The 26,392-nt window shown below is 53.7% G+C and carries 33 protein-coding genes, 1 pseudogene and 1 riboswitch; of the genes and pseudogenes, 22 read left to right on the forward strand and 12 right to left on the reverse strand.

Features of this window, described 5'->3' with window-relative positions; translation table 11 throughout:
• Positions 1–266, forward strand: a 266-nt coding sequence (locus tag AC3WJN_RS22605; RefSeq protein ID WP_492329333.1) for a hypothetical protein, incomplete at its 5' end; no start/stop codon positions are given.
• 7 nt (positions 267–273) lie between these two features.
• Here the strand turns inward: AC3WJN_RS22605 and rlmD are convergent.
• Positions 274–1,668, reverse strand: coding sequence for a 23S rRNA (uracil(1939)-C(5))-methyltransferase RlmD (gene rlmD / locus AC3WJN_RS22610; protein WP_007777221.1), 1,395 nt, complete (start codon positions 1,666–1,668; stop codon positions 274–276).
• 175 nt (positions 1,669–1,843) lie between these two features.
• Here rlmD and AC3WJN_RS22615 point away from each other — a divergent pair, with 175 nt between their 5' ends.
• The 3 genes from AC3WJN_RS22615 (at position 1,844) to yhfH (ending at position 4,277) form a co-directional block, all read left to right on the forward strand.
• A complete protein-coding gene (locus AC3WJN_RS22615) occupies positions 1,844–2,185 on the forward strand; it encodes a hypothetical protein (protein ID WP_005827620.1) in 342 nt (113 codons plus the stop codon).
• Positions 2,186–2,685: 500 nt separating this feature from the next.
• Complete coding sequence (gene ilvA / locus AC3WJN_RS22620) at positions 2,686–3,933, forward strand: threonine ammonia-lyase IlvA (RefSeq protein ID WP_007777217.1); 1,248 nt, start codon at positions 2,686–2,688, stop codon at positions 3,931–3,933.
• A 182-nt stretch (positions 3,934–4,115) separates the two neighbouring features.
• Complete coding sequence (gene yhfH, locus AC3WJN_RS22625; protein ID WP_005827625.1) at positions 4,116–4,277, forward strand: protein YhfH; 162 nt, start codon at positions 4,116–4,118, stop codon at positions 4,275–4,277.
• Positions 4,278–4,511: 234 nt separating this feature from the next.
• Here yhfH and AC3WJN_RS22630 read toward each other — a convergent pair whose 3' ends face one another.
• Positions 4,512–4,817: a hypothetical protein gene (locus AC3WJN_RS22630; protein ID WP_007777213.1), complete on the reverse strand. Its 306-nt coding sequence runs from the start codon at positions 4,815–4,817 to the stop codon at positions 4,512–4,514.
• A 175-nt stretch (positions 4,818–4,992) separates the two neighbouring features.
• Here AC3WJN_RS22630 and AC3WJN_RS22635 point away from each other — a divergent pair, with 175 nt between their 5' ends.
• The 3 genes from AC3WJN_RS22635 (at position 4,993) to AC3WJN_RS22645 (ending at position 7,657) form a co-directional block, all read left to right on the forward strand.
• Positions 4,993–5,556: a hypothetical protein gene (locus tag AC3WJN_RS22635; protein ID WP_007777211.1), complete on the forward strand. Its 564-nt coding sequence runs from the start codon at positions 4,993–4,995 to the stop codon at positions 5,554–5,556.
• 79 nt (positions 5,557–5,635) lie between these two features.
• On the forward strand, positions 5,636–6,199 hold the full coding sequence (locus AC3WJN_RS22640) for a biotin transporter BioY (RefSeq protein WP_197187176.1): 564 nt from the start codon (positions 5,636–5,638) through the stop codon (positions 6,197–6,199).
• 114 nt (positions 6,200–6,313) lie between these two features.
• Positions 6,314–7,657 (forward strand): cytochrome P450, encoded by a 1,344-nt coding sequence (locus AC3WJN_RS22645; RefSeq protein ID WP_005827634.1) that lies wholly within the window; start codon positions 6,314–6,316, stop codon positions 7,655–7,657.
• Positions 7,658–7,811: 154 nt separating this feature from the next.
• On the opposite strand, the gene AC3WJN_RS22650 is transcribed toward AC3WJN_RS22645, so the two are convergent.
• The 3 genes from AC3WJN_RS22650 to AC3WJN_RS22660 form a co-directional block, all read right to left on the reverse strand.
• Positions 7,812–9,176, reverse strand: a complete 1,365-nt coding sequence (locus AC3WJN_RS22650) for a sensor histidine kinase (protein WP_005827636.1) — start codon at positions 9,174–9,176, stop codon at positions 7,812–7,814.
• On the reverse strand, positions 9,177–9,896 hold the full coding sequence (locus AC3WJN_RS22655) for a response regulator transcription factor (RefSeq protein ID WP_005827638.1): 720 nt from the start codon (positions 9,894–9,896) through the stop codon (positions 9,177–9,179).
• 218 nt (positions 9,897–10,114) lie between these two features.
• Positions 10,115–10,636 (reverse strand): C40 family peptidase, encoded by a 522-nt coding sequence (locus AC3WJN_RS22660; RefSeq protein WP_221843043.1) that lies wholly within the window; start codon positions 10,634–10,636, stop codon positions 10,115–10,117.
• Positions 10,637–10,640: 4 nt separating this feature from the next.
• Positions 10,641–10,779: riboswitch (cyclic di-AMP (ydaO/yuaA leader) on the reverse strand.
• A gap of 307 nt (positions 10,780–11,086) precedes the next feature.
• Here AC3WJN_RS22660 and AC3WJN_RS22665 point away from each other — a divergent pair.
• The 7 genes and pseudogenes from AC3WJN_RS22665 to prpE all read left to right on the forward strand — a co-directional run bounded on the left by AC3WJN_RS22665 (position 11,087) and on the right by prpE (position 16,553).
• Positions 11,087–11,491: a LiaF transmembrane domain-containing protein gene (locus AC3WJN_RS22665; RefSeq protein WP_221843042.1), complete on the forward strand. Its 405-nt coding sequence runs from the start codon at positions 11,087–11,089 to the stop codon at positions 11,489–11,491.
• 65 nt (positions 11,492–11,556) lie between these two features.
• Positions 11,557–12,252, forward strand: coding sequence for a PspA/IM30 family protein (locus AC3WJN_RS22670; protein WP_005827645.1), 696 nt, complete (start codon positions 11,557–11,559; stop codon positions 12,250–12,252).
• Between the two features lie 92 nt (positions 12,253–12,344).
• A complete protein-coding gene (locus AC3WJN_RS22675) occupies positions 12,345–12,923 on the forward strand; it encodes a class I SAM-dependent methyltransferase (protein ID WP_005827648.1) in 579 nt (192 codons plus the stop codon).
• 14 nt (positions 12,924–12,937) lie between these two features.
• Positions 12,938–13,825 carry a cell wall-active antibiotics response protein LiaF gene (gene liaF / locus AC3WJN_RS22680; protein ID WP_005827649.1) on the forward strand — a complete coding sequence of 296 codons (888 nt, stop codon included), beginning with the start codon at positions 12,938–12,940 and terminating at the stop codon, positions 13,823–13,825.
• A gap of 13 nt (positions 13,826–13,838) precedes the next feature.
• The gene (locus tag AC3WJN_RS22685; RefSeq protein WP_005827651.1) at positions 13,839–14,987 is read left to right on the forward strand and encodes a HAMP domain-containing sensor histidine kinase; all 1,149 of its coding nucleotides are present in this window, start codon (positions 13,839–13,841) and stop codon (positions 14,985–14,987) included.
• Between the two features lie 7 nt (positions 14,988–14,994).
• Positions 14,995–15,622, forward strand: a pseudogene (locus AC3WJN_RS22690) (response regulator).
• A 109-nt stretch (positions 15,623–15,731) separates the two neighbouring features.
• The gene (gene prpE, locus AC3WJN_RS22695) at positions 15,732–16,553 is read left to right on the forward strand and encodes a bis(5'-nucleosyl)-tetraphosphatase PrpE (RefSeq protein WP_005827655.1); all 822 of its coding nucleotides are present in this window, start codon (positions 15,732–15,734) and stop codon (positions 16,551–16,553) included.
• On the opposite strand, the gene AC3WJN_RS22700 is transcribed toward prpE, so the two are convergent.
• Both AC3WJN_RS22700 and AC3WJN_RS22705 read right to left on the reverse strand, forming a co-directional pair.
• Positions 16,538–16,831, reverse strand: a complete 294-nt coding sequence (locus AC3WJN_RS22700) for a hypothetical protein (protein ID WP_005827657.1) — start codon at positions 16,829–16,831, stop codon at positions 16,538–16,540. The genes prpE and AC3WJN_RS22700 overlap by 16 nt on opposite strands.
• A 19-nt stretch (positions 16,832–16,850) precedes the next feature.
• Positions 16,851–17,666: an N-acetylmuramoyl-L-alanine amidase family protein gene (locus tag AC3WJN_RS22705; RefSeq protein ID WP_025845491.1), complete on the reverse strand. Its 816-nt coding sequence runs from the start codon at positions 17,664–17,666 to the stop codon at positions 16,851–16,853.
• A gap of 152 nt (positions 17,667–17,818) precedes the next feature.
• On the opposite strand from AC3WJN_RS22705, the gene AC3WJN_RS22710 reads away from it, so the two are divergent.
• On the forward strand, positions 17,819–18,049 hold the full coding sequence (locus AC3WJN_RS22710; RefSeq protein WP_005827661.1) for a YneF family protein: 231 nt from the start codon (positions 17,819–17,821) through the stop codon (positions 18,047–18,049).
• 18 nt (positions 18,050–18,067) lie between these two features.
• A complete protein-coding gene (locus AC3WJN_RS22715; protein ID WP_005827663.1) occupies positions 18,068–18,253 on the forward strand; it encodes a hypothetical protein in 186 nt (61 codons plus the stop codon).
• A gap of 135 nt (positions 18,254–18,388) precedes the next feature.
• Here the strand turns inward: AC3WJN_RS22715 and AC3WJN_RS22720 are convergent, their stop codons facing one another.
• A complete protein-coding gene (locus tag AC3WJN_RS22720) occupies positions 18,389–19,159 on the reverse strand; it encodes a TSUP family transporter (RefSeq protein WP_005827665.1) in 771 nt (256 codons plus the stop codon).
• Between the two features lie 192 nt (positions 19,160–19,351).
• Between AC3WJN_RS22720 and AC3WJN_RS22725 the strand changes: the two genes are divergently transcribed.
• The 4 genes from AC3WJN_RS22725 (at position 19,352) to AC3WJN_RS22740 (ending at position 21,924) form a co-directional block, all read left to right on the forward strand.
• Positions 19,352–19,960 carry a superoxide dismutase gene (locus AC3WJN_RS22725; RefSeq protein ID WP_005827667.1) on the forward strand — a complete coding sequence of 203 codons (609 nt, stop codon included), beginning with the start codon at positions 19,352–19,354 and terminating at the stop codon, positions 19,958–19,960.
• Between the two features lie 228 nt (positions 19,961–20,188).
• The gene (locus AC3WJN_RS22730; RefSeq protein WP_025845494.1) at positions 20,189–20,983 is read left to right on the forward strand and encodes a dioxygenase family protein; all 795 of its coding nucleotides are present in this window, start codon (positions 20,189–20,191) and stop codon (positions 20,981–20,983) included.
• 164 nt (positions 20,984–21,147) lie between these two features.
• The gene (locus AC3WJN_RS22735; RefSeq protein WP_005827671.1) at positions 21,148–21,438 is read left to right on the forward strand and encodes a sigma-70 family RNA polymerase sigma factor family protein; all 291 of its coding nucleotides are present in this window, start codon (positions 21,148–21,150) and stop codon (positions 21,436–21,438) included.
• A 39-nt stretch (positions 21,439–21,477) separates the two neighbouring features.
• The gene (locus AC3WJN_RS22740) at positions 21,478–21,924 is read left to right on the forward strand and encodes a carboxymuconolactone decarboxylase family protein (RefSeq protein ID WP_026558251.1); all 447 of its coding nucleotides are present in this window, start codon (positions 21,478–21,480) and stop codon (positions 21,922–21,924) included.
• Between the two features lie 98 nt (positions 21,925–22,022).
• Here the strand turns inward: AC3WJN_RS22740 and AC3WJN_RS22745 are convergent, their stop codons facing one another.
• Entirely contained in the window at positions 22,023–22,568 is a 546-nt protein-coding gene (locus AC3WJN_RS22745) for a pyridoxamine 5'-phosphate oxidase family protein (RefSeq protein ID WP_005827675.1), read from the reverse strand.
• Positions 22,569–22,730: 162 nt separating this feature from the next.
• Entirely contained in the window at positions 22,731–23,726 is a 996-nt protein-coding gene (locus AC3WJN_RS22750) for a metal-dependent hydrolase (RefSeq protein WP_005827677.1), read from the reverse strand.
• 156 nt (positions 23,727–23,882) lie between these two features.
• Between AC3WJN_RS22750 and AC3WJN_RS22755 the strand changes: the two genes are divergently transcribed.
• Both AC3WJN_RS22755 and mutY read left to right on the forward strand, forming a co-directional pair.
• Positions 23,883–24,176 (forward strand): MFS transporter, encoded by a 294-nt coding sequence (locus AC3WJN_RS22755; RefSeq protein WP_005827679.1) that lies wholly within the window; start codon positions 23,883–23,885, stop codon positions 24,174–24,176.
• Positions 24,177–24,196: 20 nt separating this feature from the next.
• Positions 24,197–25,312: an A/G-specific adenine glycosylase gene (gene mutY / locus AC3WJN_RS22760; RefSeq protein WP_005827681.1), complete on the forward strand. Its 1,116-nt coding sequence runs from the start codon at positions 24,197–24,199 to the stop codon at positions 25,310–25,312.
• Positions 25,313–25,475: 163 nt separating this feature from the next.
• Here mutY and AC3WJN_RS22765 read toward each other — a convergent pair whose 3' ends face one another.
• Both AC3WJN_RS22765 and AC3WJN_RS22770 read right to left on the reverse strand, forming a co-directional pair.
• Entirely contained in the window at positions 25,476–25,634 is a 159-nt protein-coding gene (locus tag AC3WJN_RS22765; protein ID WP_005827682.1) for a hypothetical protein, read from the reverse strand.
• Positions 25,635–25,772: 138 nt separating this feature from the next.
• Positions 25,773–25,925 (reverse strand): hypothetical protein, encoded by a 153-nt coding sequence (locus tag AC3WJN_RS22770; protein ID WP_005827684.1) that lies wholly within the window; start codon positions 25,923–25,925, stop codon positions 25,773–25,775.
• Between the last annotated feature and the right edge of the window lie 467 nt (positions 25,926–26,392).

Below are 26,392 nucleotides of genomic sequence, written 5' to 3' on the forward strand. Positions count from 1 at the left end.
CAAATTGGGGTGAAGTCCCTTTTTTATCCCTAGAAATCCTTGTGTCTCAAGGGCTCAGATTTCTGCAAAATGCTCAAGTAAGAAAAGACCTCAATGAACAGCTACAAGCCTTTAAAAAAGAAGTAGAACGCTTCATTAACCTTGACATTGAAGATGAACAAGTTTTGAAGCAGGTTCTACAAAGGCTTATCCACCAAATAGAAGTGTTCGAGGGCGGAAAGATTAAGATTCACTACAATCTTTCCCAACCTCTCCCCTCAAATTAGGTACAGTTTACTTGGCTGTATCTTTTCTTTCAAGTCTCACTGTCACCTCCACATGCGCCGTATGCGGAAACATATCCACCGGCTGCACGCTCGCCAGCTCGTACCGCTGCAGCAGCTTCGCCACGTCCTTCGCCAATGTCGACGGGTTGCAGGACACGTACACAATCCGCTTTGGCTGCACATCCAGCAGCGAACGAATCAACGCATCATCCAGCCCGGTGCGCGGCGGGTCGACGACGACGACGTCCGGGCGCGTGCCTTGTTTGGCCCATTTTGGCATCAGTACCTCGGCGCGGCCTACGTGGAAGCTTGCGTTTGTCGCCTGGTTGCGCGCCGCGTTGCGGTTGGCGTCCTCGACGGCTTCCGGGATCAGCTCGATGCCGCGCACCTCGCGGGCATGCGGAGCGAGCCACAAGCCGATCGTGCCCGTGCCGCAGTACAGGTCGAGCACAAGCTCCTTGCCAGTCAAGGCGGCGGCTTTTTTCACCTGGTCGTACAGCTTTTGCGTCTGCTCCGGGTTCAGTTGGAAAAAGGCGCGCGCCGACAAGTCAAACGACAGCTCCCCGAGCTTTTCCGCGATAGAAGGTCTGCCCCACAGGGAGAACGTCTGGTCGCCGAAGACAAGCGACGTTTTTTGCGGATTAACGTTTTGCGCGATGCTGACAAGCTCGGGCAGGCGCGTGCGCAGCTCCAGGATCAGCTCCTTGACGCGGGGAATTTCCTTGGTGGCTGTCACCAGCGTTAGCTGCGTTTCGCCTGTGGCAAAAGCTACTCGCGCCACGATCGTGCGGATGACGCCTGTCCGCTTGCGCTCGTCGTAGACGGGGATGCCCAGCTCCTCGATGATTTGTTTTGCGGCTTGCACGATTTTGGTCGTCGCCTCGTGCTGCACCTGGCAGCCTTCCAGATCGACGAGCTTGTGGCTGCCTGTCTGGTACAGTCCGGCGATGAGCTTGCCGTTTTGCTTGCCCACCTGGAACTGCGCCTTGTTGCGGTACGACCACGGGTTGTCCATCCCGATGGTCGGGGCGACGGGGGGATCGGACAGGCGGGCGTATTTGCGCAGAGACTCGATGACGATTTCCTGCTTGCTCGCAAGCTGTGCCGCATAGTCCATGTGTTGCAGGCTACAGCCGCCGCATTCCTTGTAGACCGGACAGGGCGGGACTGTGCGCGCGGAAGACTTCTCCACGACACGCAGCAGCCGGGCCGTTGCGTACTTTTCCCGCGCTTCCGTCACTTCGGCATGCACGACCTCTCCGGGGAGAGCGCCTTCGACGAAGACGATCTTCCGTTTGAAGTAGCCGATCCCTTCGCCGTTGATTCCCAGACTTTTTATGGTGAGCGTCATTTGCTGGCCGACGCGTATCGTTGTCTCTTGTTCCTTTTTGTGTGTTGGCATCTTTGTTCTCCTCAGGACGATTCAGTATCCTTTCATTATAGTTGATTGCGAGACTTGTTGCATGGGGAGGGTGCACACGCATCCGGGCGCTGTGCTCACAAATAATGGCAACTTCCTGTGCAGCCTTGTTTTTGTTATAATAGTGCGGAGAATACTGAGGGAGTTGTGACGCTAGATGCAAGAGCTATTTGACAAAATGAAAGAATACCTCAACATGGATACCGAAATTTCCTTTGAAGAGTTTGATGGCTACTACAAAAAAGTAGTCGCGTTTCTGAACGATAACTGGAAAGAGTTGAACGAGGAAGATACGATGCACATGCTGTTCATCCTCGACAACCTCAAATCGAACGGCGAAGATCGCGCCAAGCGCAAAGTGAAGGAAGCGAAAAAATACGCGAAAATGGCGCAACGCACCGAGATTTGGGCAAATGCGCTGATCGGCCGTCTGCGTGAAGCCGGTTTGACCGACGAAGAGATCGGCAAGCGCTACGAAGCCATCTACGAAGCGGTGTAACAGCCGACGATAGCATAAAGCAAGAGAGAGCCACCCGGGTGTGAGCTCTCTTTTTTTGTGCGCGATCCAAAGCAGGATGCGGTTTTGTTTGACAAGAAAACAGAGTCGCATTATAATTTGTAACTAATAATTTGAATAGTTCGTTATCAGTTGCGTAGAAAAGGAAGAGTAGGAACAGAGAGCAGCGTGCAGAGAGCCGTTCCCCGTGCTGAAAGAATGGCCGCCTAGCCTGTTTTGAAAATCACCTTGGAGCAGTGTTCTGGAAAGCCGCCGCAATCGGGCGGTGAGTAGAGGACAACGGATTCGTCTCCGTTACCGGACGGGAGTTCCCCACGTGGAACTTCTACAAGTCTGTTTTTCGTGAGGAAGACAGAGAAGCTGAGTGGTACCGCGATGCCTTCGCCTCAGCCAGCCGTGCGCAAACCAAGCGCTGCTGGCGAGGCGGAGGCTTTTTCTATGAAAAAAAGAGACAACCAACGTTTGGGAGGGGCCAGAGAGTCATGCATACAGTGAGAGTGGAAGAAATTGTGGTGGCAAACCACGGATTGAAAGACGTAGTGGAGAAGACACCGCTGCAAAAAAACAACGTGCTGTCCGAGCGCTACGGCTGCAACGTCTATTTGAAGCGGGAAGATTTGCAGGTCGTCCGCTCCTTTAAAATTCGCGGAGCGTACCATTTCATGCGCAGCCTGTCCGCAGAGGAGCGCGAGCGCGGAGTAGTGTGCGCCAGTGCGGGTAACCACGCGCAAGGAGTCGCGTACTCGTGCCAGAATCTGCAAATCCAGGGCACGATTTTCATGCCGACGACGACCCCGCGCCAAAAAATTTCCCAGGTCAAACGGTTCGGCGGCTCGTATGTGGAGGTCGTGCTGATCGGGGACACTTTTGACGACTCGTTCGCAGAAGCGATGAAATATTGCCTGCAGGAAGACCGGACGTTTGTCCATCCGTTCGACGATCCGCTGGTGGTGGCAGGGCAAGGCACGGTGGGGCTGGAGATCATGAACGATCTGGAGGAGCCTGCTGACTTCGTTTTCATGAGCATCGGCGGCGGCGGCCTGGCGGCAGGGGTCGGCACGTATGTAAAAGGCATCAGCCCGGATACGCAAATCATCGGGGTGGAGCCTGCGGGAGCGGCATCCATGAAAGCGGCGCTGGAGAGAGACGACGTCGTGACGCTCGATGAGATCGACAAGTTCGTGGATGGAGCGGCAGTCAAACAGGTCGGACAGTTGACGATGAGCATTTGCCGCGAGGTGCTGAGCGATATCGTGCTCGTGCCAGAGGGCAAAGTATGCACGACGATTCTGGAGCTGTACAACAGCAGCGCGATCGTGGTCGAGCCTGCCGGGGCCTTGTCGATTGCCGCGCTCGACTACTACAAGGAGCAGATCGCGGGCAAAAACGTCGTCTGCATCATTAGCGGCGGAAACAACGATATCGACCGGATGCAGGAAATCAAGGAGCGCTCCTTGCTGCATGAAGGCTTGAAGCATTATTTCATCATCAATTTCCCGCAGCGCGCCGGGGCTTTGCGCGAGTTCATGGAAAAGGTGCTCGGTCCGCACGACGACATCACGCGCTTTGAGTACACGAAGAAAAACAACAAGGAAAACGGCCCGGCGCTGGTCGGCATCGAGATGAAGTGCCAGGAGGACTACCAGCCGCTGATTAGCCGGATGAAGCAGCACGGCATCCGCTATGTCGAGATCACCAACGATCCGTATTTGTTTAACCTGTTGATTTAAGAACATTGTGTTACAACAGATGCCGAATTTGCAAAAATGTATGAATACAGCGAAAAATGGAGCAAACGGGAGCATTTGAGCGAGAGAAGAAGGTATTGTGGCGTAATGTATTATAACAAACTTTTATAAAACAGGTGCTGTTGTAATACAATACAGATAACAACACACGGGGGGTTATAATCATGACGCCAATCACTACTTTTTTCCGAAACCTCGAAGCAAAATGCTGCGCAGCTTGCGGCCAGACCATCAACGAGCAGGCTGAGTCTTACGCGAACGAATGCTTCACTTGCCAGGAGCAGGCATCCTACGACGCCTACAAGCACTACCACCAAAAACGGTAAGCAGATGAATACAGCATAGATCAGGTGTACCGAACGGCTGGAGCCAGAGGGTATGCCTTTTTTGTGCGATCAGCTTCTTATCCGGTATCAGTGCACCCAGGGCTGCGCCAATAGCCTAAGTTTTCTCATTTGGGCAAACCGTGCCGCATGCGCTTCTCCCCTACTTTTATGAAAAGCGCCGAAAGCTTTTTCCACAAAAAAGCCGCTGCTTGTCTGGCAGCGGCACTTCGCCTTTCAATGCGGTTTGGCCTGGGACTTGGCGGCCTGTTCCTTTACGTAGTCGATCAGGCCGAGCTGGAAGCCCTCCTGTGTCAGCAAGCGCTGGGCTTCGTAGGTGCTGGCATAGTAGGCTTGGACGTGCGGATCGTTTTCCAGCACGCGGCGGCATGCCTCGTCGCGAGAAAGCTCTCTGTACCAGTCCGCCTCCTTGATTTGCGCGACCAGCTCCTCATAGGCCGGCTCGGGCTTTTTCCACGGGTTCAAGCGGTGAAAAATTTCACCGAAAATCGCAACAACGACTAAAATTCCGATGAGAAACATGTTTGTCACCTCTGACGTTGGTTCCCTCCCATGGTACCACTCCCGGAGCGCTTTTCGCTATGGGGAAGTCTGTTCTTGCTTGCAAATGCGCAAAAAAGCAGGCATGCTAGTGACAGAAAACCAAACGGGGCCTGTAACACAGGTCCAGGCAGTGAGAACAAAAGGAGGGCACCCCATGTTTCATCCGCTGGTATTTGACAATATCAGAGTGGTGCTGGAAGGCGCGGTGTACGACCGCGATTTTGACGGGGCGATCACGATTACCAATCGGTCGGACGTCATGGATATGGCGACGTTCCAACGCTTGTTCCAGATCGACTTCAAGCTGGCCGAGTACGCGGAAAATGACCAGAGCGTGCGGGCGCAAATGCAACTGCGCACGAGCCTGGGCGACATAGCCGCGGAGCAACTGGAAACGCCGCTCGTGGAGCATATCGGCTGCACGATTTGCATTCATTTTTACATGCAGCTTGAAAAGCCCGGCGACATTCCGAACAGCGCAAAAGAGATTACGGCGATCCTCAACGACATTTGGGGAGAGCGCCCGTACATTACCCAGACGCTGTCGGCGAAGCTGCCGGAGCACCGGATCGAATGGCCGCCGCCAAGTTGGGAAAACCGCGTGACGCTGGACTTTCACCGCAAGATCGACGAGGGCAACATCGACGACCTGCGGCTGCTGATCGAGCACACGATTCAATCGCTGGTCGGTCTGCAAAACTACGTCGATCAAACATAGGGATTTACATTTTCAAGCATGCGTATTATCATTTTGTTAACCTTATTATATTTTTAGTTAACATTGGAGGCTATTACGCATGAGAAACGAACGTTTGAGATGGCTTTTGTTGTCCGCCATTTTTGCCGCTGTCACGGCTGTGCTGTCCCAGTTGACGATTCCGCTGCCGCTCATTCCGATCACCGGACAGACGCTTGCGGTAGGCTTGACCGCGACGATCCTGGGCAGCCGCTACGGTACACTCGCTCTTTTGATTTACGTGCTGCTTGGAGCGGTCGGCTTGCCTGTCTTTTCTGAAGCGAGCGGCGGGCTGCAAGTATTGGCAGGCAAAACAGGCGGGTACATTTTCGGCTTCATCGCCACTGCCTATGTAACAGGCCTCTATTTGGAAAAATTCGGCTTCACCTTGAAGCATGCGGTCGTCGCCAACGTGATCGGCATGTTCGTGACGCTCGCCTTCGGTTGCGTTCAGCTCAAATACGTGCTGGATATCCCGTGGGACAAAGCCATTGCCTTCGGCGCTACGCCGTTTTTGGTCGTAGGCGTTATCAAAGCGGTGCTCGCCGCGCTGATCGGCATCAAAGTGCGGGAGCGTTTGATCGCTTCTCGCCTGCTGCGCGCAGAGCAGCCTGTCGCACGCTAACAACGGTACGCCTTTTTCGCCACCTGAAATTTTCAGGTGGCTTTTTTTCGCATAAACTCCTTTTCATGTCGGATACTATCGGTAATCCAATCGAAGCACATGAGGGGGATTTCCATGGGTGTGACAATCTCAGGACCACGCGGCTTGCCGATTTCCGGCAATTTGCTTGCTTTTCGCAAAGACCCGCTGCAGTTTATCCGCGACGCTGTTGCCGAGCATGGCGATGTCGTTCACTTTCGTTTTGGGCCGAAAAGGCATGTCTATTTGCTGACCAATCCCGACCAGATCAAAGAAGTGCTCGTGACCAAGCAAGACCATTTCAAAAAAGGAAAAGGCTTGCAGGTCGCCAGAGCCGTCGTCGGCGACGGGATTCTCACCAGCGAAGGCAAGAAGCACATGCGCCAGCGCAGACTGATGCAGCCGGCTTTTCACCGGGAGCGGATTGCCGGCTACGGCCAGGCGATGGTGCGCCAGGCTGTCGAGCTGTTGGAGGACTGGAAAGCAGGGGAAGTCCGCGACATCCACGACGATATGATGCGGGTGACGCTGGCGATCATTACGGAAACGATGTTTGGCAAAAGCATCAAGGAGGGCGCCGACAAAATCGGACATGCGATCGACGTCGGACTGAAATATGTGGCGAACAAAGCTTCCTCCTTTATCGACATTCCGTTGTCGGTTCCGACAAAAAGCAATCGACAGTTTCTGGAGTCGAATGAAACGCTGGATCAAACGATTTATTCCTTGATCGAAGAACGGCGAAACAGCCAAGACGACAGACAGGACGATTTGTTGGGGATGCTTCTTGCGGCGCGGGATGAGGACGACGGCCAGGGGATGACAGACGAGCAGGTGAGAGACGAGGTCATGACGATTTTCGTTGCCGGTCACGAGACGACAGCCAATACGATGTCGTGGATCTTTTATTTGCTGGCGACTCATCCGCATGTCGAGGCCAAGCTGCACGAGGAACTGGCGACTGTATTGGACGGCAGGCTGCCTACGGTCGACGATTTGCCTAAGCTTACCTACACGAGCCTCATCGTTTCGGAAACGCTGCGCCTGTATCCGGCTGCCTGGACGATTAATCGGGAAGTGGTCGAAGAGGTACAGATTGGCGATCACACGTATCAGCCTGGCGATACGCTGATGATGAGCCAGTTTGTCATGCATCGTCTGGAGCGCTACTACGAGAAGCCGGATGAGTTTATTCCGGAGCGATTCGCGGGCGATCTGCTGAAACGCAACCCGACGTATGCCTATTTTCCGTTCGGGGGAGGGCCGAGGGTTTGTATCGGGAACAACTTCGCTCTGATGGAAGCTGCCCTGCTTTTGGCGACGATCGCGCAGCGCTACCGCCTGCGGCTGGCAGAGCCTGGTCAAGTAGTGGAGCCGGAGCCGCTCGTTACGCTGCGTCCGAAAAACGGCCTGCCGATGCGCCTGGAAAAGCGGGAGTAAGGCAAAAAAAAGAGGCATCTTTGCACTACGGTTTCGCCGTGATGTGTCAGATACCGAACTGGGGGTTATTTATCACTGAAAGCAACATGCTTACAAGAAATACTTTAGCAGAGAAATATAAAAAATAAATTAACTGCTAATAAATCTATATAAACTAACTGTGATAAAAGGGAATGGTGAAGGAGAAGCTGCTTCCTATTCCCTGTTCGCTGTTTACCGTGAGTTCTCCGCCGTGGCGGCGCACGATGCTCTGGCAGATGGTCAGCCCAAGCCCTGTGCCGCCGTTGTTGCGGTTGCGGGACTTCTCTGCGCGGTAAAACTTGTTGAAGATTTTGGGCAAATCCTCGGCTGCGATTCCTTCCCCTTTGTCTATGACGGAAAACAGCACGTGGCCTTCCCGCTGGTCGCATGTAACCAAAATCGAGCCATTCGGCTTGTTGTAGTGAATCGCGTTGTTCAGCAAGTTTTCCATGACGCGACGCAGCTTTGTTTCATCGGCTTCGATGTGCAGCTCATTGGATACGCGCAACTTCCATTGAAACGTCAGGCCGGCTTCCTTTACCCGCGCCAAATAGTCCTCGATAATTCCTTTCAAAAATCCTTTCACGTGAATGCGGCTAATGTTGAGCCGCACCTCCGTACTTTGCACCGTGAAGTCCTGCAACTCGTCCAGCAGCTTTTCCAGATCGCTCGTCTTCACTTCGATTTTGCCCATTTGCTTCTGAATCCGCGTCAGGTCCGTGACCCGCCCGGAGCCGATGTAGGAGGCGTAGCCTTTGATCGTGGTCAGCGGCGTGCGAAAATCATGGGCGATGGAGGCGATCATTTCCGACTGTCTCTCTTCGGAAAAGCGCAGCTCGTCGACCATGTCGCCAAAGTAGCGAAAAAGCTGTCCGAACTCGTCGTGCGAGCGGTACGTAAACGTCACAAGCCGTTTGCCCTCGCGAATTTCCTGAGTGACGCGGGCCAGCTCATTGACCGGGCGCAAAATCCAGCGGAGGAACAGGGCGAGCAGCAGCAGGCCGACGAGGACGAGGCTTCCGTAAATAAACCAGAGCATCATGGAGACTCCGGTTGTAGCCATCATGTCGTAATCGTCCGTGTAGAAGTAGACGACGATCTCTCCCGCACGGGGAGGCTCCTGCTGAAAATGGTACTCTGCCACGACTTTCAGGTCGCTTTTCGTGGTGGAAGGGAGGGACAGCTTCAAGGAGTAGGCTTGTGACGGCCTGTGGTAAATCGTGTTGCCGCTCGCGTCCTTCACGACCATCCGGTACATGACGTCTTCCGGCAACTGCTTCTCCAGTTCCTGGCGCTCGATCGGGTCCTTGAAGTTGCTGGAGCGCAGTAGTTGGTTGAGCCGGACCTTTTCTGCCGCATCCTTTTCCGCCTGGTACTGGTTGTGACGGTCGTTTTTCAACTGGTCGATGATGATGTCCTGGAAGACGAATTTGAACAGCAGGATGTTGAGGGTAATCAAGGCGATAAAGGAGAGAAAAAGCTTGTTGCGAAGACTCATCTACAGTTTCTCCCCGATGAATACGTAGCCTGTCCCCCATTGTGTTTTGATGAATTGCCGTTCTGTTTCCAGCTTCTCGCGCAAGTTTTTGATGTGGACCGTCACGGTGTTGAGGGAGCCGTAGCCGTACCCCCAGACGCGGTCGTAAATTTGTTCCCGCGTGAACACGATCCCGGCATTTTCGGCGAGGAACGTCAGTAGTTGAAACTCTTTTGTGGACAGCTCAATCTTCTGGCCGTTGACGTAGACAGAGTACGTTTCCTTGTGGATCTCCAAGTCCTTGAACTTCAGGACGGTGATCGGGGAGCTGGGCGTCTCTTTTTCCGGCTGCTCCTCGGTATGCTTGCGAATGCGCTCGTAGCGTCGCAGATGAGCGCGGATGCGAGCCAGCAGCTCTTCGGTGTCAAACGGCTTCGTAATGTAGTCATCGGCGCCGATTTCGAAGCCGACGACTTTGTCGACCGCCTTGCTTTTCGCGCTGAGAAACAGGATCGGCAAATCCCATTCGCGGCGAATTTGCGAGCACAGCTCGTAGCCGCTCATATTCGGCATCATGATATCGAGCAAAATGAGGTTGGGCCGCTCGCCCTGGCTCAGAAGAGCAAGCGCATCCTCGCCATTTTCCGCCGAGGAAACCTGGAAGCCTTCGTTTTCCAAAATATCTTCAAGCAGTTCAATAATCTCCTGGTTGTCATCAACGATCAAAATGTGATCTTTCACCGGAATTACCCCCAGTTACTTCTATTAATAGGTGGATGAGGTGCTATGGCACAAAGAACTAATCCTGTCTATCATAACATGCTTTCACATGATAAGGGCAAGTATCCGTCCATTCATGCATCTTTACTTATAGGTAGGGGCACCTCTTTAGACCTGGTCCTAAATTTCGTCAGAAAAAGCCAGAGACGCAATGTCCCTGGCTCTTATTTTTTGCCGAACTACTTCTTTTGTGCTTGATTTTCCGACAACGATGCAGCTTGCACCGCGTTTTCCTTTTTCGGAGCTGCCGCTTCCAGAACAGGTGTGCTGATGCGCTTGGCGCCAACATAACGCTTGCTCCAGTAGTACGGGTCGTTCAACTTGGTGTTGACGACGCCGCGGCCAGATTCCGAATGCACGAATGTGCCGTTCCCGATGTAGATGCCTACGTGTGAGATGCTGCGTCCGTTTGTATTGAAGAACACAAGATCTCCAGGCTGCAGGTCTTTCTTGGCAACCGCTGTCCCCAATTCATATTGGGCGGCAGAATTGTGAGGCAGGTCTACACCTAACGCATCAAATACGTAGCGTGTGAAACCGGAGCAGTCAAAGCCCTTTTTGGACGTGCCAGATGCTTTGTAAGGGACGCCATACAGCTCGCTGACTACGTCTTGGAGTGTTGCACTCTCTGCCGCATGTGCAGCGCCGGCCCCCATCACAAGCATTCCAGCCATAACGAAAGACATTACCACCTTGCGCAAAAGAAACTGCTCCTTTCGTGAGCCTACGAAGTTAGCTGAAGGGTTCGGTCGAAAGGACGCCCTAGACTGCCAGCTGGCAATCATTCACCCCAAAAAAACTGGTTCCCCCGCTTCCGTCATACGGAATTCGGCTATTTTTCGATGTTTTTTTACACGCACCTTACGAAGATTCTACGCTTTTCCCGTTTTCCCTCTTTTTTGACCGCTTGTTCACTTTTTTGTCACAAAATTTCGCCAAATGGTGTAACGTCTTGCTTCGACAATGCAAGCGCTGGCTGGCGAAAAAGAGGGGACCAGGCTCGTCCGATTACGGCAGGAAATGCTCTCCGTCCAGGGACGGAGGGAAAAACCAACCGCACGCCCGTTATGGGGAGCCTATGCGGGGGGCTACAATAATGCCATAAGGTTCAACAAGCACCACACGCAAGAGATGATAGGAGGTAAGCGAGCATGAGCGAACGGTCTGGAAAGTTTTTGCTCGGACTGGTTCTCTTGCTGGTCGGCGGGTTGGTTCTCCTGGATTTAATCGGAATCGACCTTGGTGATCTGATCGGGATTTTGATTCCCGCGGTCATCATGCTGTACGGCGCTCGAAAAATCATGGGACAATCCGGTTCGCGTTTTTGGGGAATCGTGATCTTCCTGTTCGGGTTCCTGATGCTGATCGGCAAGCTCCATCTGCTGTTTCACGGCTTACTGGCCATTGGTGTGATTTATCTGGGGTATCGCTTACTGCGCCCCGGCCATGTCCCCAAAGAAGCGCCGCCAGCCTGGGAACGTCAGTGGGCACAAAAAGTATTAAAAGAAGACACGCTGGACGCGTGGGAAAGAGAAATGACCCGCCGCCAGCCATAAGCAGCCATGTCGCGAGAGCTTTTGGATGAAATGACACGATGTGATATGATGAGGAGGAATTGAAAATGAGTATTTTCAAACGTTTGCGTGACCTGACAGTAGCTTCGGTAAATGACGCCCTGGATTCGATGGAAGATCCGGTAGTTATGCTGAATCAATACATGCGGGATATGGAAGTGGAAATCGGACAGGTCGAAGTGGCTGTCGCCCGCCAGGTAGCATTGGAAAAGAAATTCCGCCAGCAACTGGACGAAGCGAACGCTTTGATCGAAAAGCGCGACCGTCAAGTAAAGCTCGCGTTGACAGAAGGGGAAGACGAGCTTGCCCGCCGCGCTCTTGCGGACAAAAAGCAGTATGAAGCTCGTGCAGCCGAGTACGAAACACTCTATCTGGCAGCTTCCGAGGCCGCTACGCAAATGCGTGAAAAGCTGGCCGAACTGAAGGAAGAGTTCTATAAAATGCGCGCAAAAAAATTCACGCTGATGGCACGGGCACAAGTAGCCCGCACGCAAAAGCAGGTGAATCATGCGGTAGCAGGGATTGGCAATCAGTCCGCAGGCCGCGGGTTCGCTCGTATGGAAGAAAAAGTGATGCGTATGGAGGCGGAGGCACAAATGAGCGGCCAATGGCGCCAAACGAACCTCGCCTGGGAGAGCGCGTTGTCTGACCTGGAAAAAGACGATCTGGATGCGGAGCTTGCCAGCATCAAGGCGTCGTTGAAGGAGAAAAAACCAGCGTCCGCCCAGCCGGAACAATCTTGATTGGACAGGAACTGGGGGATTGGTTGTAGAATAGAGTGTGTCAATCAGGCAGCCTGTATAGCAGGCTGCTTTTCCCCTAGGAGGTACGATTCTTGGCAGACTTCATGGTCTTTTTGCGAAGGTTCATCGCTGAGCCTGGACGTGTAGGCAGCGTGATCCCCAGCTCTCGGTATTTATGTGAGCGAATGTTGAGCCACGTCAATTGGGCTTCAACAGATGTCATTCTTGAGCTGGGACCTGGCACGGGCGCTTTTACCCAAACCATTTATCAAAAAATCAATCCTGATACCGACTATGTGCTTGTGGAGCGTGACAGCCAGTTTCGATCCATCCTTCAATCACGCTTTCCTGATCTTCCTGTCAGGGAAGAAGCGACGAGACTCGGACAATATTTGGAGGAGCTGGAGCTTGGCAAGGCAGATGTCATTATTTCGGGCCTGCCGTTTGCCAATTTTCCGCAAGAGTTGCGAACAGCGATCCTGGACGAAGTGCAAAAGGTATTGAAACCAGGCGGTCTGTTCATTACATTCCAATATTCGCTACAACTCCAGGCTGAGCTGCAGGCGCGTTTTTCCTTGGTAGAGACAGACTTCACCTTGCTGAATATCCCACCTGCATTCATTTATACATGTCGTAACGGACAAAGTGAAAAAGATCGGCATGGGGCGTAAGAGAGGAGACTTTTGTGAAACTGTCCCGCTTGCACACAATGTTGGCCGGCGTCCTGATTATTTTGACAGGAATCGGCCTTTTATTAGACAGTTTGCATATTATTTCGTTCGGTCTGTTTGACCTGTGGCCCATGGTGCTCGTCTACTTCGGCGTTCGCCTGTGGGGACAGAACAAGCGGATTGGCGGCGGCATTCTGTTTTGTTTAGGATTCATTATCGCGCTGGATATGTGGTTTGGCATCGGCGTGGACGATTTGTTCCAACTCGCTGTGCCTGTCCTGTTTATTTATTTTGGCTTTCGATTGATTCGCGGCAAGACCAAAGAAAGAGGAAATCGTCCGCCCCTTCCGCCGTTTTCAGCTCCGGATGAGACGCCAGCTTCCGCCATGGGCGGCGGGAGTCAAACGGCTCAGCCGAGCGGGATTCGCCAGGAAGCTGCCCAATGGCTGGACAGCTTGAACAAATGGAAGCCTTCACGCGGCAAGCTGCCTGAGCAGGAGGGAGAATCTGCCTACCGTGAACGGATTTTGCCCAAAGATTCTCGCAGCTCCCTGATCGGGGATTACCATCTGACCTCGGGACGTTTTGAACTGAGCGCCCTGCATGTGTGGCACGGGATCGGGGATGTGGTCATAGACCTGTCCCGCGCGGTGCTGATGCAGGATGAAGCGGTGCTGGTTGTGGAAGGCTGGGTGGGGGATGTCACGATATACGTTCCCGTCGATCTCCCGGTTTCTGTCAACGCAGAGCTGAGTCTGGGCGATCTGGAAGTGCTGAGCCACCGTCAGGGCGGAATCAACCGCAGCGTCATGATTCGCTCCGATCAATACGAAGAGGCGGCTCAAAAAGTGAATGTGCATATCTCGCTGCTCGTCGGCGATATAAAAGTCAAGTACATCTAGGAGGTACTGGCGGATGCGTCGACAGCGATTAGCGAGTATTCAGTGGCAATATGTGCGCTACGGCGTCCTGCTTGCCGGAAGTGCAGTGGTCGTTTCGTTTATTTGTTTCTTTTGGCTCTATTTTGTGTGGAAAGATATGCCGGAGGTTCATCGCTGGTACAACAGCCTGATTGGCGATCCGAAGGTCGTTTTGTGGATGGAAGATTATTTGGGAGTGACCTTGCCCGCGCAGCCTGACGGGCTGGTGCAACTGGCGGCGTTTGTCGTGTCGCTTCCGGTCGGTGTGCTGGTGGCGCTGATTATCTCCTACATCGTCGGGAACCTGCTCAAGAAAAGGCTCAGCGTGTTGTGGGAAGCCGCCATGAAGCTCGGGCGGGGGATGCTCTCCTACCGCGTGCCGGATTTGGGCGTCGATGAAGTCGGCGAGCTGGGCTGGCAGTTGAATCGGCTGGCCTCGCAGTGGGAGGAGCAGGTCGCGTCCTTGCAGCGTCTGTCCAATCACAATGCGGCCCTGGCAGAGCAGGTCAAGCAGGCAGCCGTCACCGAGGAGCGGCAGCGCTTGGCACGCGAACTGCACGATGCGGTCAGTCAGCAGTTGTTTGCGATCGCCATGACGACGGCAGCGATGCGGCGGCTGGTGGAGAAAAATCCGCAGCGCGCCGCCCAGCAGATTGAGCTGGTGGAAGAAATGGCAGCGGCCGCCCAGGCGGAGATGCGGGCATTGCTCTTGCATCTTCGCCCCGCCACGCTGCAAAACAAGTCGCTGAAAGAAGCGATCTTGGAACTTTTGGATGAACTGGAACGTAAAAATACGATGGAGCTGACGTGGGAGATTGAAGACGTCGAAGGCTTGCCGAGCGGCATTGAGGATCATCTGTTCCGGATTTTGCAGGAGTCGTTGTCCAATACGCTGCGGCACGCCAAAGCCAGCCAGATTGCGGTCAAGTTGTTTACCTTGCAGGAGCAGGTGCGGCTCAGGGTAACCGATGACGGCGTCGGCTTTGATCCGGATGGAGAAAAAATGACGTCGTACGGCCTGCGCAGCATGCAGGAGCGGGTGGCCGAGGTAGGCGGCTCGATGGAGATTTATTCAGCGATCGGCAAGGGGACGCAAATCGAGGTGCGGATTCCCTTGATGTCACAGCCGGAACGGGAAGGGTGAAATTTCTGTGATTCGCGTATTACTGGTAGACGATCATGAGATGGTGCGGATGGGGCTGGCTGCTTACTTGTCAACCGAGGATGATATCGAGGTGGTGGCAGAAGCGGGCAGCGGAGAAGAAGGAGTGCGGATGGCGGTAGAGCTGCGACCGGATGTCGTGCTCATGGATCTGGTCATGGAGGGCATTGGCGGTGTGGAAGCGACCCGGCGCATTCGTGAAGCTTGTCCAGCGAGCAAAGTCATCGTCCTCACCAGCTTTATCGAAGAAAAAAGTATATCCGGTCATCGAAGCGGGGGCCTTCAGTTACTTGCTCAAGACTTCGCGTGCGGCCGAAATCGCCAAGGCGATCCGCTCGGCTGCAGCAGGAGAGCCTGTACTGGAGTCGCGAGTGGCAGGAAAAATCATGGCCCGTTTCCGGCACGGACAGGAATCGCACCCGCACGAGCAGTTGACCCCGCGCGAGCTTGAAGTTTTAAAGCTGATCGGCCAGGGCAAGTCCAACCAGGAAATTGCCGACGAGCTGATTATCGGGATCAAAACGGTAAAGACGCACGTCAGCAATATCCTCGCCAAGCTGAATGTCGAGGACCGCACACAGGCGGCCATTTACGTGCACACGCATAATCTTGGCTAACAGCGTGAAAAAAGCGAAAATGCTTCTCGTTATGAGGGGCTTTTTTGAGTTTTTTTTGCGGATGTGGTAAAGATAGTAAGTAACAGATTGGGAAAGGAGGGGACGGGCTATGAGGCACAAACCTCAGACACGCTCCAAGGTGCTTTCGGCGGACAATGGCGTGGACATTATCGGAGATGTTCACGGCTGTTACGACGAGTTTATGGAATTGATCCAGCGTCTGGGGTACGAACGGAGCCAGGACGGCACCTATCGTCACCCCCAGGGCCGAAAGCTCCTTTCCCTCGGAGACATTACAAGTCGCGGGCCGTACTCCATCAAGATGCTGCAATTTTTCCACCTCCACGTCACAGCCGGGCTGGCGGAGATGGTCGACAGCAATCACGGCTGGAAAATCGCCCGCTGGCTGGACGGAAGACCTGTTACACTGGCACATGGCGATGAAAAGGTGGAGGAGGAGCTGCGGCTCTACCAGCAAGAGTTCGGGCCGAAAAAAGCGTCTCTTTTGCGGGAGCAGAGTCGGCGCCTCTTGTTCTCCTCGCCATCGCACATGATGATTCGCCGCCATGACAAGCTGGAAGCCGTTGCCGTGCACGCAGGCATTAAGGATGACTACATCGGCATGGAATCGCCGGCTGTCTATACGTTTTGCCGTTACGGGGACGTAGCCGGGACCGGGCCTGATGGCCGTCCGATTCGCCGGGAGTGGGCCAAGGAACGAAAAGTGACAAGCCCGATTATCGTCTGGGGACACGATCCCCACCCGGAGCCGAAACGAAAAAACGGCACAATCAACATCGACCAAGGGTGCGTGTTTGGCGGAATGCTGACCGCCTATCGCTTTCCGGAGGACGAGGTGTTGAGTGTGCCGGCCAAGAAAAATTATTCAGGTCTGGCAGATACGCCGCTGACGCGCTATACGGCGGATTGAGAATCGTTTTTCTGGTTTTTTCTGTTGCTGACTTGCTCGATCGTATTCTTCGCGGACGAGTGAATACCGACACTGGCCAAGCCCGCTGTTACGCCTTCCATCAGCGCTGTTTTCCAGTCAAAGCCCGGCGAGTACAGCCATTGGTTGACCATGTACAGCCCGACAATCAAGACAACGGCTACCCAACTGCGCAGCTTTTTGGGGATGCGAAGCACATCAGACAAGGTAGCGGTGCCTGCCAGGGCAAAGGCGATGATTAAGCCGAGATCGAAGCCCACGGGACACTGCCTCCATTTCTTATTTTTTCAATAGCTCATACAGGCGCTTCAAGATGATCGCCTCCGCCCAGAGCGGCAAAGGCTTGTCAGCCTGGCTGCGCCAATCTTCGTTGGTCAAAAGACCCTGGTCAAACATCCAGTCGATTGCTTCCTGTTTCCAATCTGGCAACGTTCCTCCACCTCCGTTTCCTGGGCTGGGAGTAGTCGTTGGCGACGGCGTGGGAGCGGGAGTAGGGGCTGGAGTCGGAGCGGGGGTCGGAGCGGGGGTTGGTGTGGCCGGAGGACGGTAAGGCAGCTTGGCGTATTCGCAAAAAGCGCGGACGACCGCTTCGGCGAGCCGTTTCCAATCCCTGGCGAGCTTGTCGGCGTCCAGCGGGTTGTCGGCGAAGCCGTACTCAATAATCACGGTTTCGACGCTGCCGGTTTCCCTGTGCATGTAGTAGTAGTCCCGGTTGGAATTGTTCGGGAGCGTCCGGGTGAAAATCCGGCGATTGGGCATTCCCTCCGCTTCCAGCTCCTCCTGGATTATGCGGGGAAAGGCGGCGGAGCCATAGATCGAGTAGATGACCTCGGAGCCTCGGCCGCCACCTGCGTTGATATGGTTGGATATGCAGTAGCGCGCGCCGCTGTTTCGCACAAGAGTCGTCCGTGCATCGCTGGAAAGCGTAGTATCGTTTGTTCGCGTCATCGCGACCGGAATGTTCAGTTCCTTGAAGCGATTGAACTGATACAAAGAAATTTGCAGAGTCATATCTTTTTCGAGAAACTGGGCGTTGTTGCCGCCGCCAGGATCGACTCCACCGTGCCCGGCGTCCACAATCAGGATAGGAGCCATTTGTGCATCACCTCTTGCCATTAGGATATGCTTGGAATGGCCGAGATGGCTTGGGGCAGTCTCACCAATTTCGCGGGTTGCAATGTACAGAATGCCCATCTATGGTACAATAAAAGAGTTCGTAACTACGCAAAGAGGATGGTAATGTATTGATGGCTTGGTACAACTGGGTAATCCCGATCGTTACACTGTTACTCGGCCTCGTGGGCGGTTTTGCCGGAGGCACTTATTACTTGAAAAAACAAATGTCCAACATGCAGATGGACGAAAAACAACTGCAAGCCATGGCCCGTTCTATGGGGATGAACCTCAATCAAAAGCAGCTCAAACAAATGAGCCGTACCATGAAAAATATGAAAATGCCAAATAAATTCGGGAAGTAGTGCGGAGGGGGTGTCGTTATGGGACCGACCCGTCTGCGTTACACGATGATCGGTTTTATTGCAGGTGTATTGGTCGTGTATTTAAAAGATCTGCCGATGGGGGAAGGGACCCGATTCGCAGCACCTTTTTACGGAGCGGGCATTGGTCTTCTCATCGACGGCATCATATTGCGCATGAAGCAACGAAAAGGGAAAGAAGAGTAGGGGAGCTTGGCTTTGGCCAGGCTTTTTATTTTGGGCATGACAAAGCCGGATCGCCATACGGCAATCCGGCTAAACTTGCGGGAGGAAACTGCCCGCGGACGCTCATTCTTGAACATGCCTCGATAGCGGTTTTGCTTATTGGGTAAAAATCAGCTCGTAGATCATTTTCGTAATCAAGGTGATCGAGACGATCAAAAACAGCGGCCGGACGTAGCGAACCCCGGTTTTGATAGCGACCTTGGCGCCGATGCTCGCGCCGAGCAGCATGGCGATCCCCATGACAAGCCCGGTCAGGAAAATGACCTTGCCCTCCAGACAGAAGACGAACAGCGCAGAGAGGTTGCTGGCCAGATTCAAAATCCGCCCGTTTCCTGCCGCGATCACGAAGTCATAGCCGAACAGCAGCACCATCAAAAAAACGAAAAAAGAACCGGTGCCCGGTCCGAAGAAGCCGTCGTAAAATCCGATCAAAAAGGTAAAAGGAATGCCGATGCCAAGGGTAAACTTGGTCATCCCTTTGTAGTTGGAGTCTTGCCCGAACCGTTTGTTGAACAAGGTATAGACAAAAATCAGCGCCATCATCACGATGACAAGCACCTTCAACAGCTCCTGGGGAACGAACAGCACCGTCTTTGCTCCGAAATAAGCGCCTACGAGCGAAACCGGGAAAAGAATGAACATCAGTTTCTTGTCGTATTTGCCCGAGCGGATAAAAGTGAAGGAGCTGGTCGCAGAAGAGATCGTGCCTGCGAGCTTGTTGGTGCCGAGCGCCAGATAGGGAGGCAGGCCGAGACCGAGCAGCGCAGGCAGGGAGATAAGACCGCCGCCGCCGACCGTGCTGTCGATGAAAGCGGCGACAAATCCGAAGAATGCGAGAAACAATACCGTGAGTAAGTCCATTTCCATTGAAATCACCTGATTCTCTAAGTATGTAATAAACCAAGTCTAGCACTCTCCTTTTTGATTGCAAGTTGGAAATGTTTAAAAAGAATTGCTAGATTAATATACTTTGCATACCGATTTGTTGTAAAAGTAGTTGTCTTGCAGTATAATAAGGTCGTAGCTTGACCCATACATATTTTGAGGAGGAATGTTACAATGGCACATCAACTTCCTGCATTGCCTTACGCACATGACGCACTGGAACCTCATATCGACGCGCAAACCATGGAAATCCACCACGGACGCCACCATGCTACTTATGTGAACAACCTGAACGCAGCTCTGGAAGCTCATCCTGACCTGCAACAAAAAAGCGTGGAAGAGCTGATTAGCAACCTGGACGCTCTGCCTGAGTCGATCCGCACTGCTGTTCGCAACAACGGTGGTGGACATGCTAACCACACTCTGTTCTGGGAAATCCTCAGCCCGAACGGCGGCGGCGCCCCAACTGGCGAACTGGCTGACGCGATCAACGCGGCTTTTGGCAGCTTCGACAACTTCAAGGCTGAATTTGCAAAAGCAGCAACTACTCGCTTCGGTTCCGGCTGGGCTTGGCTGACTGCTGAAGGCGGCAAAGTGGCAATCACCTCCACTCCTAACCAAGACAGCCCGATCATGGAAGGCAAAACACCTATCCTCGGCCTGGACGTTTGGGAGCATGCTTACTACCTGCGCTACCAAAACAAACGCCCTGACTACATCAGCGCGTTCTGGAACGTAGTAAACTGGGATGAAGTAAGCAAACGCTTTGCTGCTGCGAAGTAATCTTGGTTTTTGAGCAATCATAAAGGGCTTGTCGCATCTGTATGGGCGACAAGCCTTTTTTATCGTGTCAAAAAAAGCGCAATGCTGCCGTAGGGGTTAGTGCATCAGCGCAGCGCCTCGGGCGGGCCGTGCTTTATTTTTTCCAGAGGATAGTCAGGCGAACAAAGATCGGTTATAATACTTACGAAAAGTAACCTGGTTTTAAAAATATAGAGGAGAGTGTTTCTCATGATGCCATCTTTGTTCGTTGCACATGGCGCTCCACTGCTTGCGATTGAAAACAATTCCTATACACAAGCGTTGCAACAACTGTCCAGCCAACTGCCGCGCCGCCCGCGCGCGATCGTGATGTTTTCCGCTCACTGGGAAGCTTTTGACCAGATGGTGGGGACGATGGAGACGTTTCCGACGATTCACGACTTTGGCGGCTTTCCGCAAGAGCTGTACGAGATTCAGTACCCGGCAAAAGGCGACGAAGCTATCGCGCAAGAGACAGTGCAACTGCTGCGCGACGCAGGCGTGCCTGTCGGCTTGAACACGACAAGAGGGCTTGACCACGGCCACTGGGTCGTGCTGCGCCATATATTCCCGCAAGCGGATGTGCCTGTCGTGGCTCTGTCCGTCAACCCGAATCTGACGGTTGTGCAGCAGTACGCGATCGGGAAAGCGCTCAGCCCTCTGCGGCAAAAAGACGTGCTGATTGTCGGTTCTGGCGGCACGATTCACAACTTTTCCTACCTGAATATGCGCGAAACGTCGGAAGGCGCCTTCGACTGGGCCTTGCAGTTCGAAGAGTGGCTGCAGCAGACGCTGACCGGCTGGAAGGTCGATGAGTTGGCGCGCTATCGCGAGCTTGCGCCGCATGCGGAAAAAGCGGTCCCGGTCTACGGCAGCGAGCATTTTGTGCCGCTCGTTTACGCGATGGGAGCAGCAGACGACGAGCGGGCGGCGCAGCGGCTGCACATGAGCTTTCGCTACGGCAGCCTGAGCCATACGATCTGGCAGTTTGGTCATGCCGAATAAATGAGTGCGAGCATCGAGCAAGTTTACATGGAGCACAAGGGCTTGCTGTTTTCGCTCGCCTACCGGATGACGGGCTCTGCGGCAGAGGCAGAGGACATCGTGCAGGAAACGTTTGCGGCGCTGGCCGGGGCAGACCTCAACGAAATCCGGCACGTGAAAAGCTATTGGTGCACACTGCGCCCGATTTTTCCGGCAGACGGGTGGCGTCGTTCTGGCTGGGCATCTGGCCGAGATGGGCGAATCATTCCGCGATGGAAATTCGCTCCATCAATGGGCAGGATGGCATCGCGGTCTTTTCGCAAGGCGAGCTGAAAATAATCGTACAGATCAGTCTGAACCAGCAGGAAGACCGGATCGAACGGATGTACCTGATCGTCAATCCGGACAAATTGGCGCATCTGCAAAAAATAAATGGCGGCAATCGGTCACAAACGGGGGAGGTCGCTCGTCTTTGAGACTGAAAGGTCAAATTCGAGTGGAGAGGGAAGATGAACATGCAAGCGAGATTCAACTACCACCAAGCCAACCCCCAGGCGTACCAAGCCATGCTGCAGCTTGAAAAATTCGTGAACGAGAGCGGGCTCGACAAGAAGCTGGTCGAGCTGATTAAAATTCGCGCTTCGCAAATCAACGGCTGCGCCTTTTGTCTGGATATGCATACGCAGGATGCGCGCAAGCTCGGCGAGACGGAGCAGCGCATTTACCTGCTGAACGCCTGGCGCGAAGCCGCTGTCTATACCGATGCGGAACGTGCGGTTCTGGCCTTGACCGAGGCGGTGACGCAGATCGCGCAAAATGGCGTTTCCGATGCCATCTACGAGCAAGTGCGAAAGCATTTTGACGAGAGCCAGTACGTCGCGCTGATTATGGCGATCAACACGATCAATAGCTGGAACCGGCTCGCGATTACTACAGGCATGTCTGCTCCGTACAACCGCTAAAGCAGGCGTCTGGCTTGTCAGGTGACCACCGAAGCGAAAACGACACGTTCCCACGAAAAGGGGCGTGTCGTTTTGCTTTGCTTATGCTTTCAGCCGTGCTACACGTCCATCTCCACTTTTCGCCCCGGATAAAATTGCTTTTCTTCGGCCAGCGGATTGCCCTTGGCTGTAAGCGTCTCCGGCGTGATGCGGAAGATGGCGGTCGCGCTGCCCACGGACGAGCGGTATTTGAGCACATGTTGCAAAGGCAGCGGCTCGGAAAAGTAGCCCGGCACGTATTTGTCCAGCAGCGCCTGCATCGCCTCGCGCATTTCGGATGGCTCCTGCACGCGTTCAATCGTCCCCGCCAAAAAGACGCTCATGTACGCCGTATCCACATGGGCAGGCACAGGCGAGGCAATCGTGCCGTACTCTTCGCAGACGCTGAAGCATACCCGGCTGTTGGCGTTTATCATCTCGACCTTGCGACCGGAGTCCGCGCCGTGAAAGTAAATACAGCCGTTCCACCAGGCGAAATTGAGCGGCAACACATACGGCTCGCGCTCATTGGACAGCCCGAGATGGCCGACCTTGGCCTGCTGCAAAAACTGTGCGATCTGTTCCTGGTCCGTAATCGTGCGTTTGGAATAGCGAATCGGTATCATGTAAAGTCCTCCCGTCTGACAGCTCAACGTTTTTTGGGTGTAGCCTGATCGTAGTCGGTTTTTGACTTGGGAAAAAGGTGCAATTTTCATCAAATTGAGCAGGTCAGATGCAAAAAAACCGCCCTTTTCCCAAAAGAGCGGTTGGCGGTCTTGTCTTGCGGGCTACCCGAGCTGGCGCTTGGAGTCGAGCTTTTTGGCGAGCTGTTCCTCTCCGCGGTGAATCCAGCCGACGAAGGAGTCCCGGATATTCAATTCGTAGTCGAGATGGACAACGGCGACGAACATGTAGTGGCTTTTTCCTTGAAAACGGGAGCGGTAGCGCAGGTCAATCCATTTTACCTCGTAGCCGAAGGGGCGTTCCTTCGTTTCTACGTGAACGTGGTGCGTGAAGGCGAGGAAGGACTGGACCTTGAAGCTTTTTTTGGCAGCGGCGATCACTTCGTTTTCAGGCTTGATGGAGAAAGTGTCCAAAATCGCCACGTCGCCGGAGTGCACTTCGCCCACGTACCAGTGCTGCTCGGTTTTGGCGACAAACGTCCAGTGCGTCCAGGAAAGGGTAGGGATGATCGTGTACATGCCAGGCTTGCCGATGCGCGCGCGAACAAGCTCTGTCGTCCGCTTTTGCACCTGGCAGCGCCAGTAGTAGTACACGGCGATCACGAGGTAAATCAAGAGAAAGCTTCGCCCAGGGTGAGCGCCCGCTGCCCAGAGCATGAAGCCGACGAGATGAGCGGCAAAAATGAACGGGTCAAAAATGAAAATGGCGTTGAGGGCGACCCATTTGTCGCGAAACGGATACAAGCCCTTTGTGCCATAGGAATTGAACAAATCGACGAAGACGTGCAGGCAGACGGCCAGAAAGATCCAGCCCAGCAGATGCAGCCAGGAGGTCTGTGGCATCAATGCCTGAATGAGCCCAAAAATGGCTCCTGTCCATAAAAACAAGGCCGGTACAGAGTGAGAAACGCCCCGATGGTTGCGTATATAGGCAGCCGTGCCGCGGAGGCGGACCAACCCATCCAGATCGGGTGCTTGCGAACCGATGACCGTGCCGATCATAACGGCAGCCGCAAGCGAGGGAGAAGAAGCTACGACAGGATCGAGGTAGGCGAGCCCGGCCAATCCGAAGCCCATGGCAAAGTGTGTGGCAGTATCCATGGAATCGTTGTCTTCCTCCTTTCCTTCCAGGCTGTTGTTATTGTTTATTATAGCGTGTGAGGCGACATAATTCCCTCCTCCGCTGAAAAAAATTGTGAGCTTGTTCCCGCTTTTGCAAAAAGGGTATGATGAATAGATCAAGGAGGGACATGTCGCATGCTAACCGTGTTTATCGAATACAAGCTGCAATCGGAAAAACGCGATCAGGCTCTGCGGCTGCTCGCATCCATGGCTGAGAGCATGGAGGCGTTGGGCGCGCGCCAGTACCGCTGTATGGAAGGACTGGATCAGCCGGGCTTGTTTGTCGAAGCCTTTGAAGTTGAGACTGTGCACGAATACGAACAGATCAAGGCACACCGCTTGGCAGACCGCGCGTTTTGCGACTGTGTAGCGGGCGGAGCGGACAAGCTGCACGTTTGGGCGTTTCGTCCAGCCGCGTTACCACAATAGAAGGAGCAGACGACGAAGAAATGGCAAGGAAAAAAGAAACCGGCTTGCGGTACACTCTCCCGGAGGAATTTCACGTCTTCGGCTTTTCGCACGATTTGCTTGCCTGGTACGACTCGCAAAAGCGGGATCTGCCGTGGCGGATCAACCGCGATCCGTATCGGGTGTGGGTGTCGGAAATCATGCTGCAGCAGACAAGAGTAGAGACCGTTAAGCCTTATTATGCGAATTTCATGGAAAAATTTCCGACGGTTGTCGATTTGGCAAATGCACCAGAAGACGAAGTGTTAAAAGCATGGGAAGGACTTGGCTACTATTCCCGCGCTCGCAATCTGCAGGCGGCAGCGCGCGAGGTGACGGCCCGCTACGGAGGAGTCGTGCCGGACACGCCGGAGGAGATCGCCACTTTGAAAGGCGTAGGGCCGTACACGGCGGGGGCGATTTTAAGCATTGCCTACGAAAAGCCGGAGCCTGCTGTCGACGGGAACGTCATGCGCGTTTTTTCCCGGCTGCTGTACTTGACGGATGACATCGCGAAGCCCGCTACCCGCATCAAGATCGAGCATCTCGTGCGCCAGGTGATCCCGGAAGGCCGGGCAGGCGATTTTAACCAGGCGCTGATGGAGCTGGGGGCGATGGTCTGCCTGCCGCGCACGCCGCAGTGCCTGACCTGTCCGGTGTTTGATTACTGTATGGCGCGGCAGGAGGGTGTGCAGGAGGAGTTGCCAATCAAGGGCAAAGCGAAACCGCCACGCCCTGTCGATCTGCAAGTGGCGATCATCGAACGCGACGGCAAGGTGCTGATTAACAAACGCCCCGATCAAGGGCTGTTGGCAGGCATGTGGGAGTTTCCCATGGTGGAGACGGAGCAGCAAAAGGATGCCGCCAAAAGAGAGGCGCTCGCGCGTGGAATCAGCGAACGATTCGGAATCGACATCGAGGTTCTGGAGCCGCTCGGCGCGGTGCAGCACGTTTTTTCCCATTTGCAGTGGAACATGCAGGTCTGGTCCTGTGACTGGATCGAGGGGGGCGAGTTGCCGGGCCATGCGCGTTTTGCCGCCTGGAGCGAGCTGGATGCGTACACGTTCCCGATGGCCCACCACAAAATCCGCGAGCTGCTCGGGCAAAAAAGCAAATAAGCTGCTCACTGGCAAAAAGCTGTCGAGGGTTCTCTCGGCAGCTTTTTTCGTTGTTGCAGTTGTGGCTGCTGCGCGGTCTGTCCGTCACGCCTGTGTCGCCAATCGGCAAAAAAAGAAGATCACGCCGTAACGGGCATGATCTTCCTGAATGTGCTTGTTTGTCTTATCGGTAGAGAAATTCCGGAAACTGCATCGCAATCTGATGCTTCCGCTCTTCCCACTCAGCGATCGCTTTTTGCTGCAAATACCGTGTTTCGCGCTGCTCAGGGGTCAATTTCCGCTTCTCAATAATAATGGTGAAGAAAATCATTGGAATGTACATGAAGGTCCACCTCCCATCCCTGGTGTGTAGTGCAGTCAGCCGCCGTCTATCGCTTTGACTCCTGTAAATCTCATCATCTGACGTCTTTGTCTGTTTTTCATACAAAATCCCTCCCAATGTAAAATGCAAAACCAAAAATTAGATGCGGCTAACAAATTGTGCGGCTTCAAAAGCGTGCGCCTCGGCGCGTTCCTCCAGATAGCGGGCGCGGGCGTAAGCGGCCATGCGCTCTTCGGGTTTCACTTGTTTGCGCTCGATCTTGACAGTGAACAGCAAGAAGTTCAGTACCATGTCAAATCACCTCCTCTCAATATGGAAGAAAATGGATGGTTGTCGCCAAGAAAAAGACCACGGGCTAATGCCTGCGGTCTCTTGGCGTCACAAAGCAAACGAAAGACCACAAGCTACAACGCCCATGGTCTGGTAATTGACGAATGAGAATGCTGAAGATACGAATCCATCTACAATTCGTCGGTCCAGGAGGCGCTGTTATATGCAGTTTTGGCAACGATTAGACGATCAGTGAATGCAGGTGCAAAAGCGAGTACAGTCATCATGTTGCAGCCTCCTTCCTTCGAGTAGTAGTGTCGTAAAACGTAACCTTAGAATATGGCATTTTTTTCTTGTTGTAAAGCACTTTTTACCTAAATTCTGAAGAAAGTTAATTCTGAAAATAATAAAATATCACTAGCGTTGCATTAATCTTTTCATACCATTCAAAATCATCATAACTTTCAGCGTTCAAGTGTTCTCAGGCA

The organism is Brevibacillus sp. FW306-2-1A-C05A, from assembly GCF_058781555.1.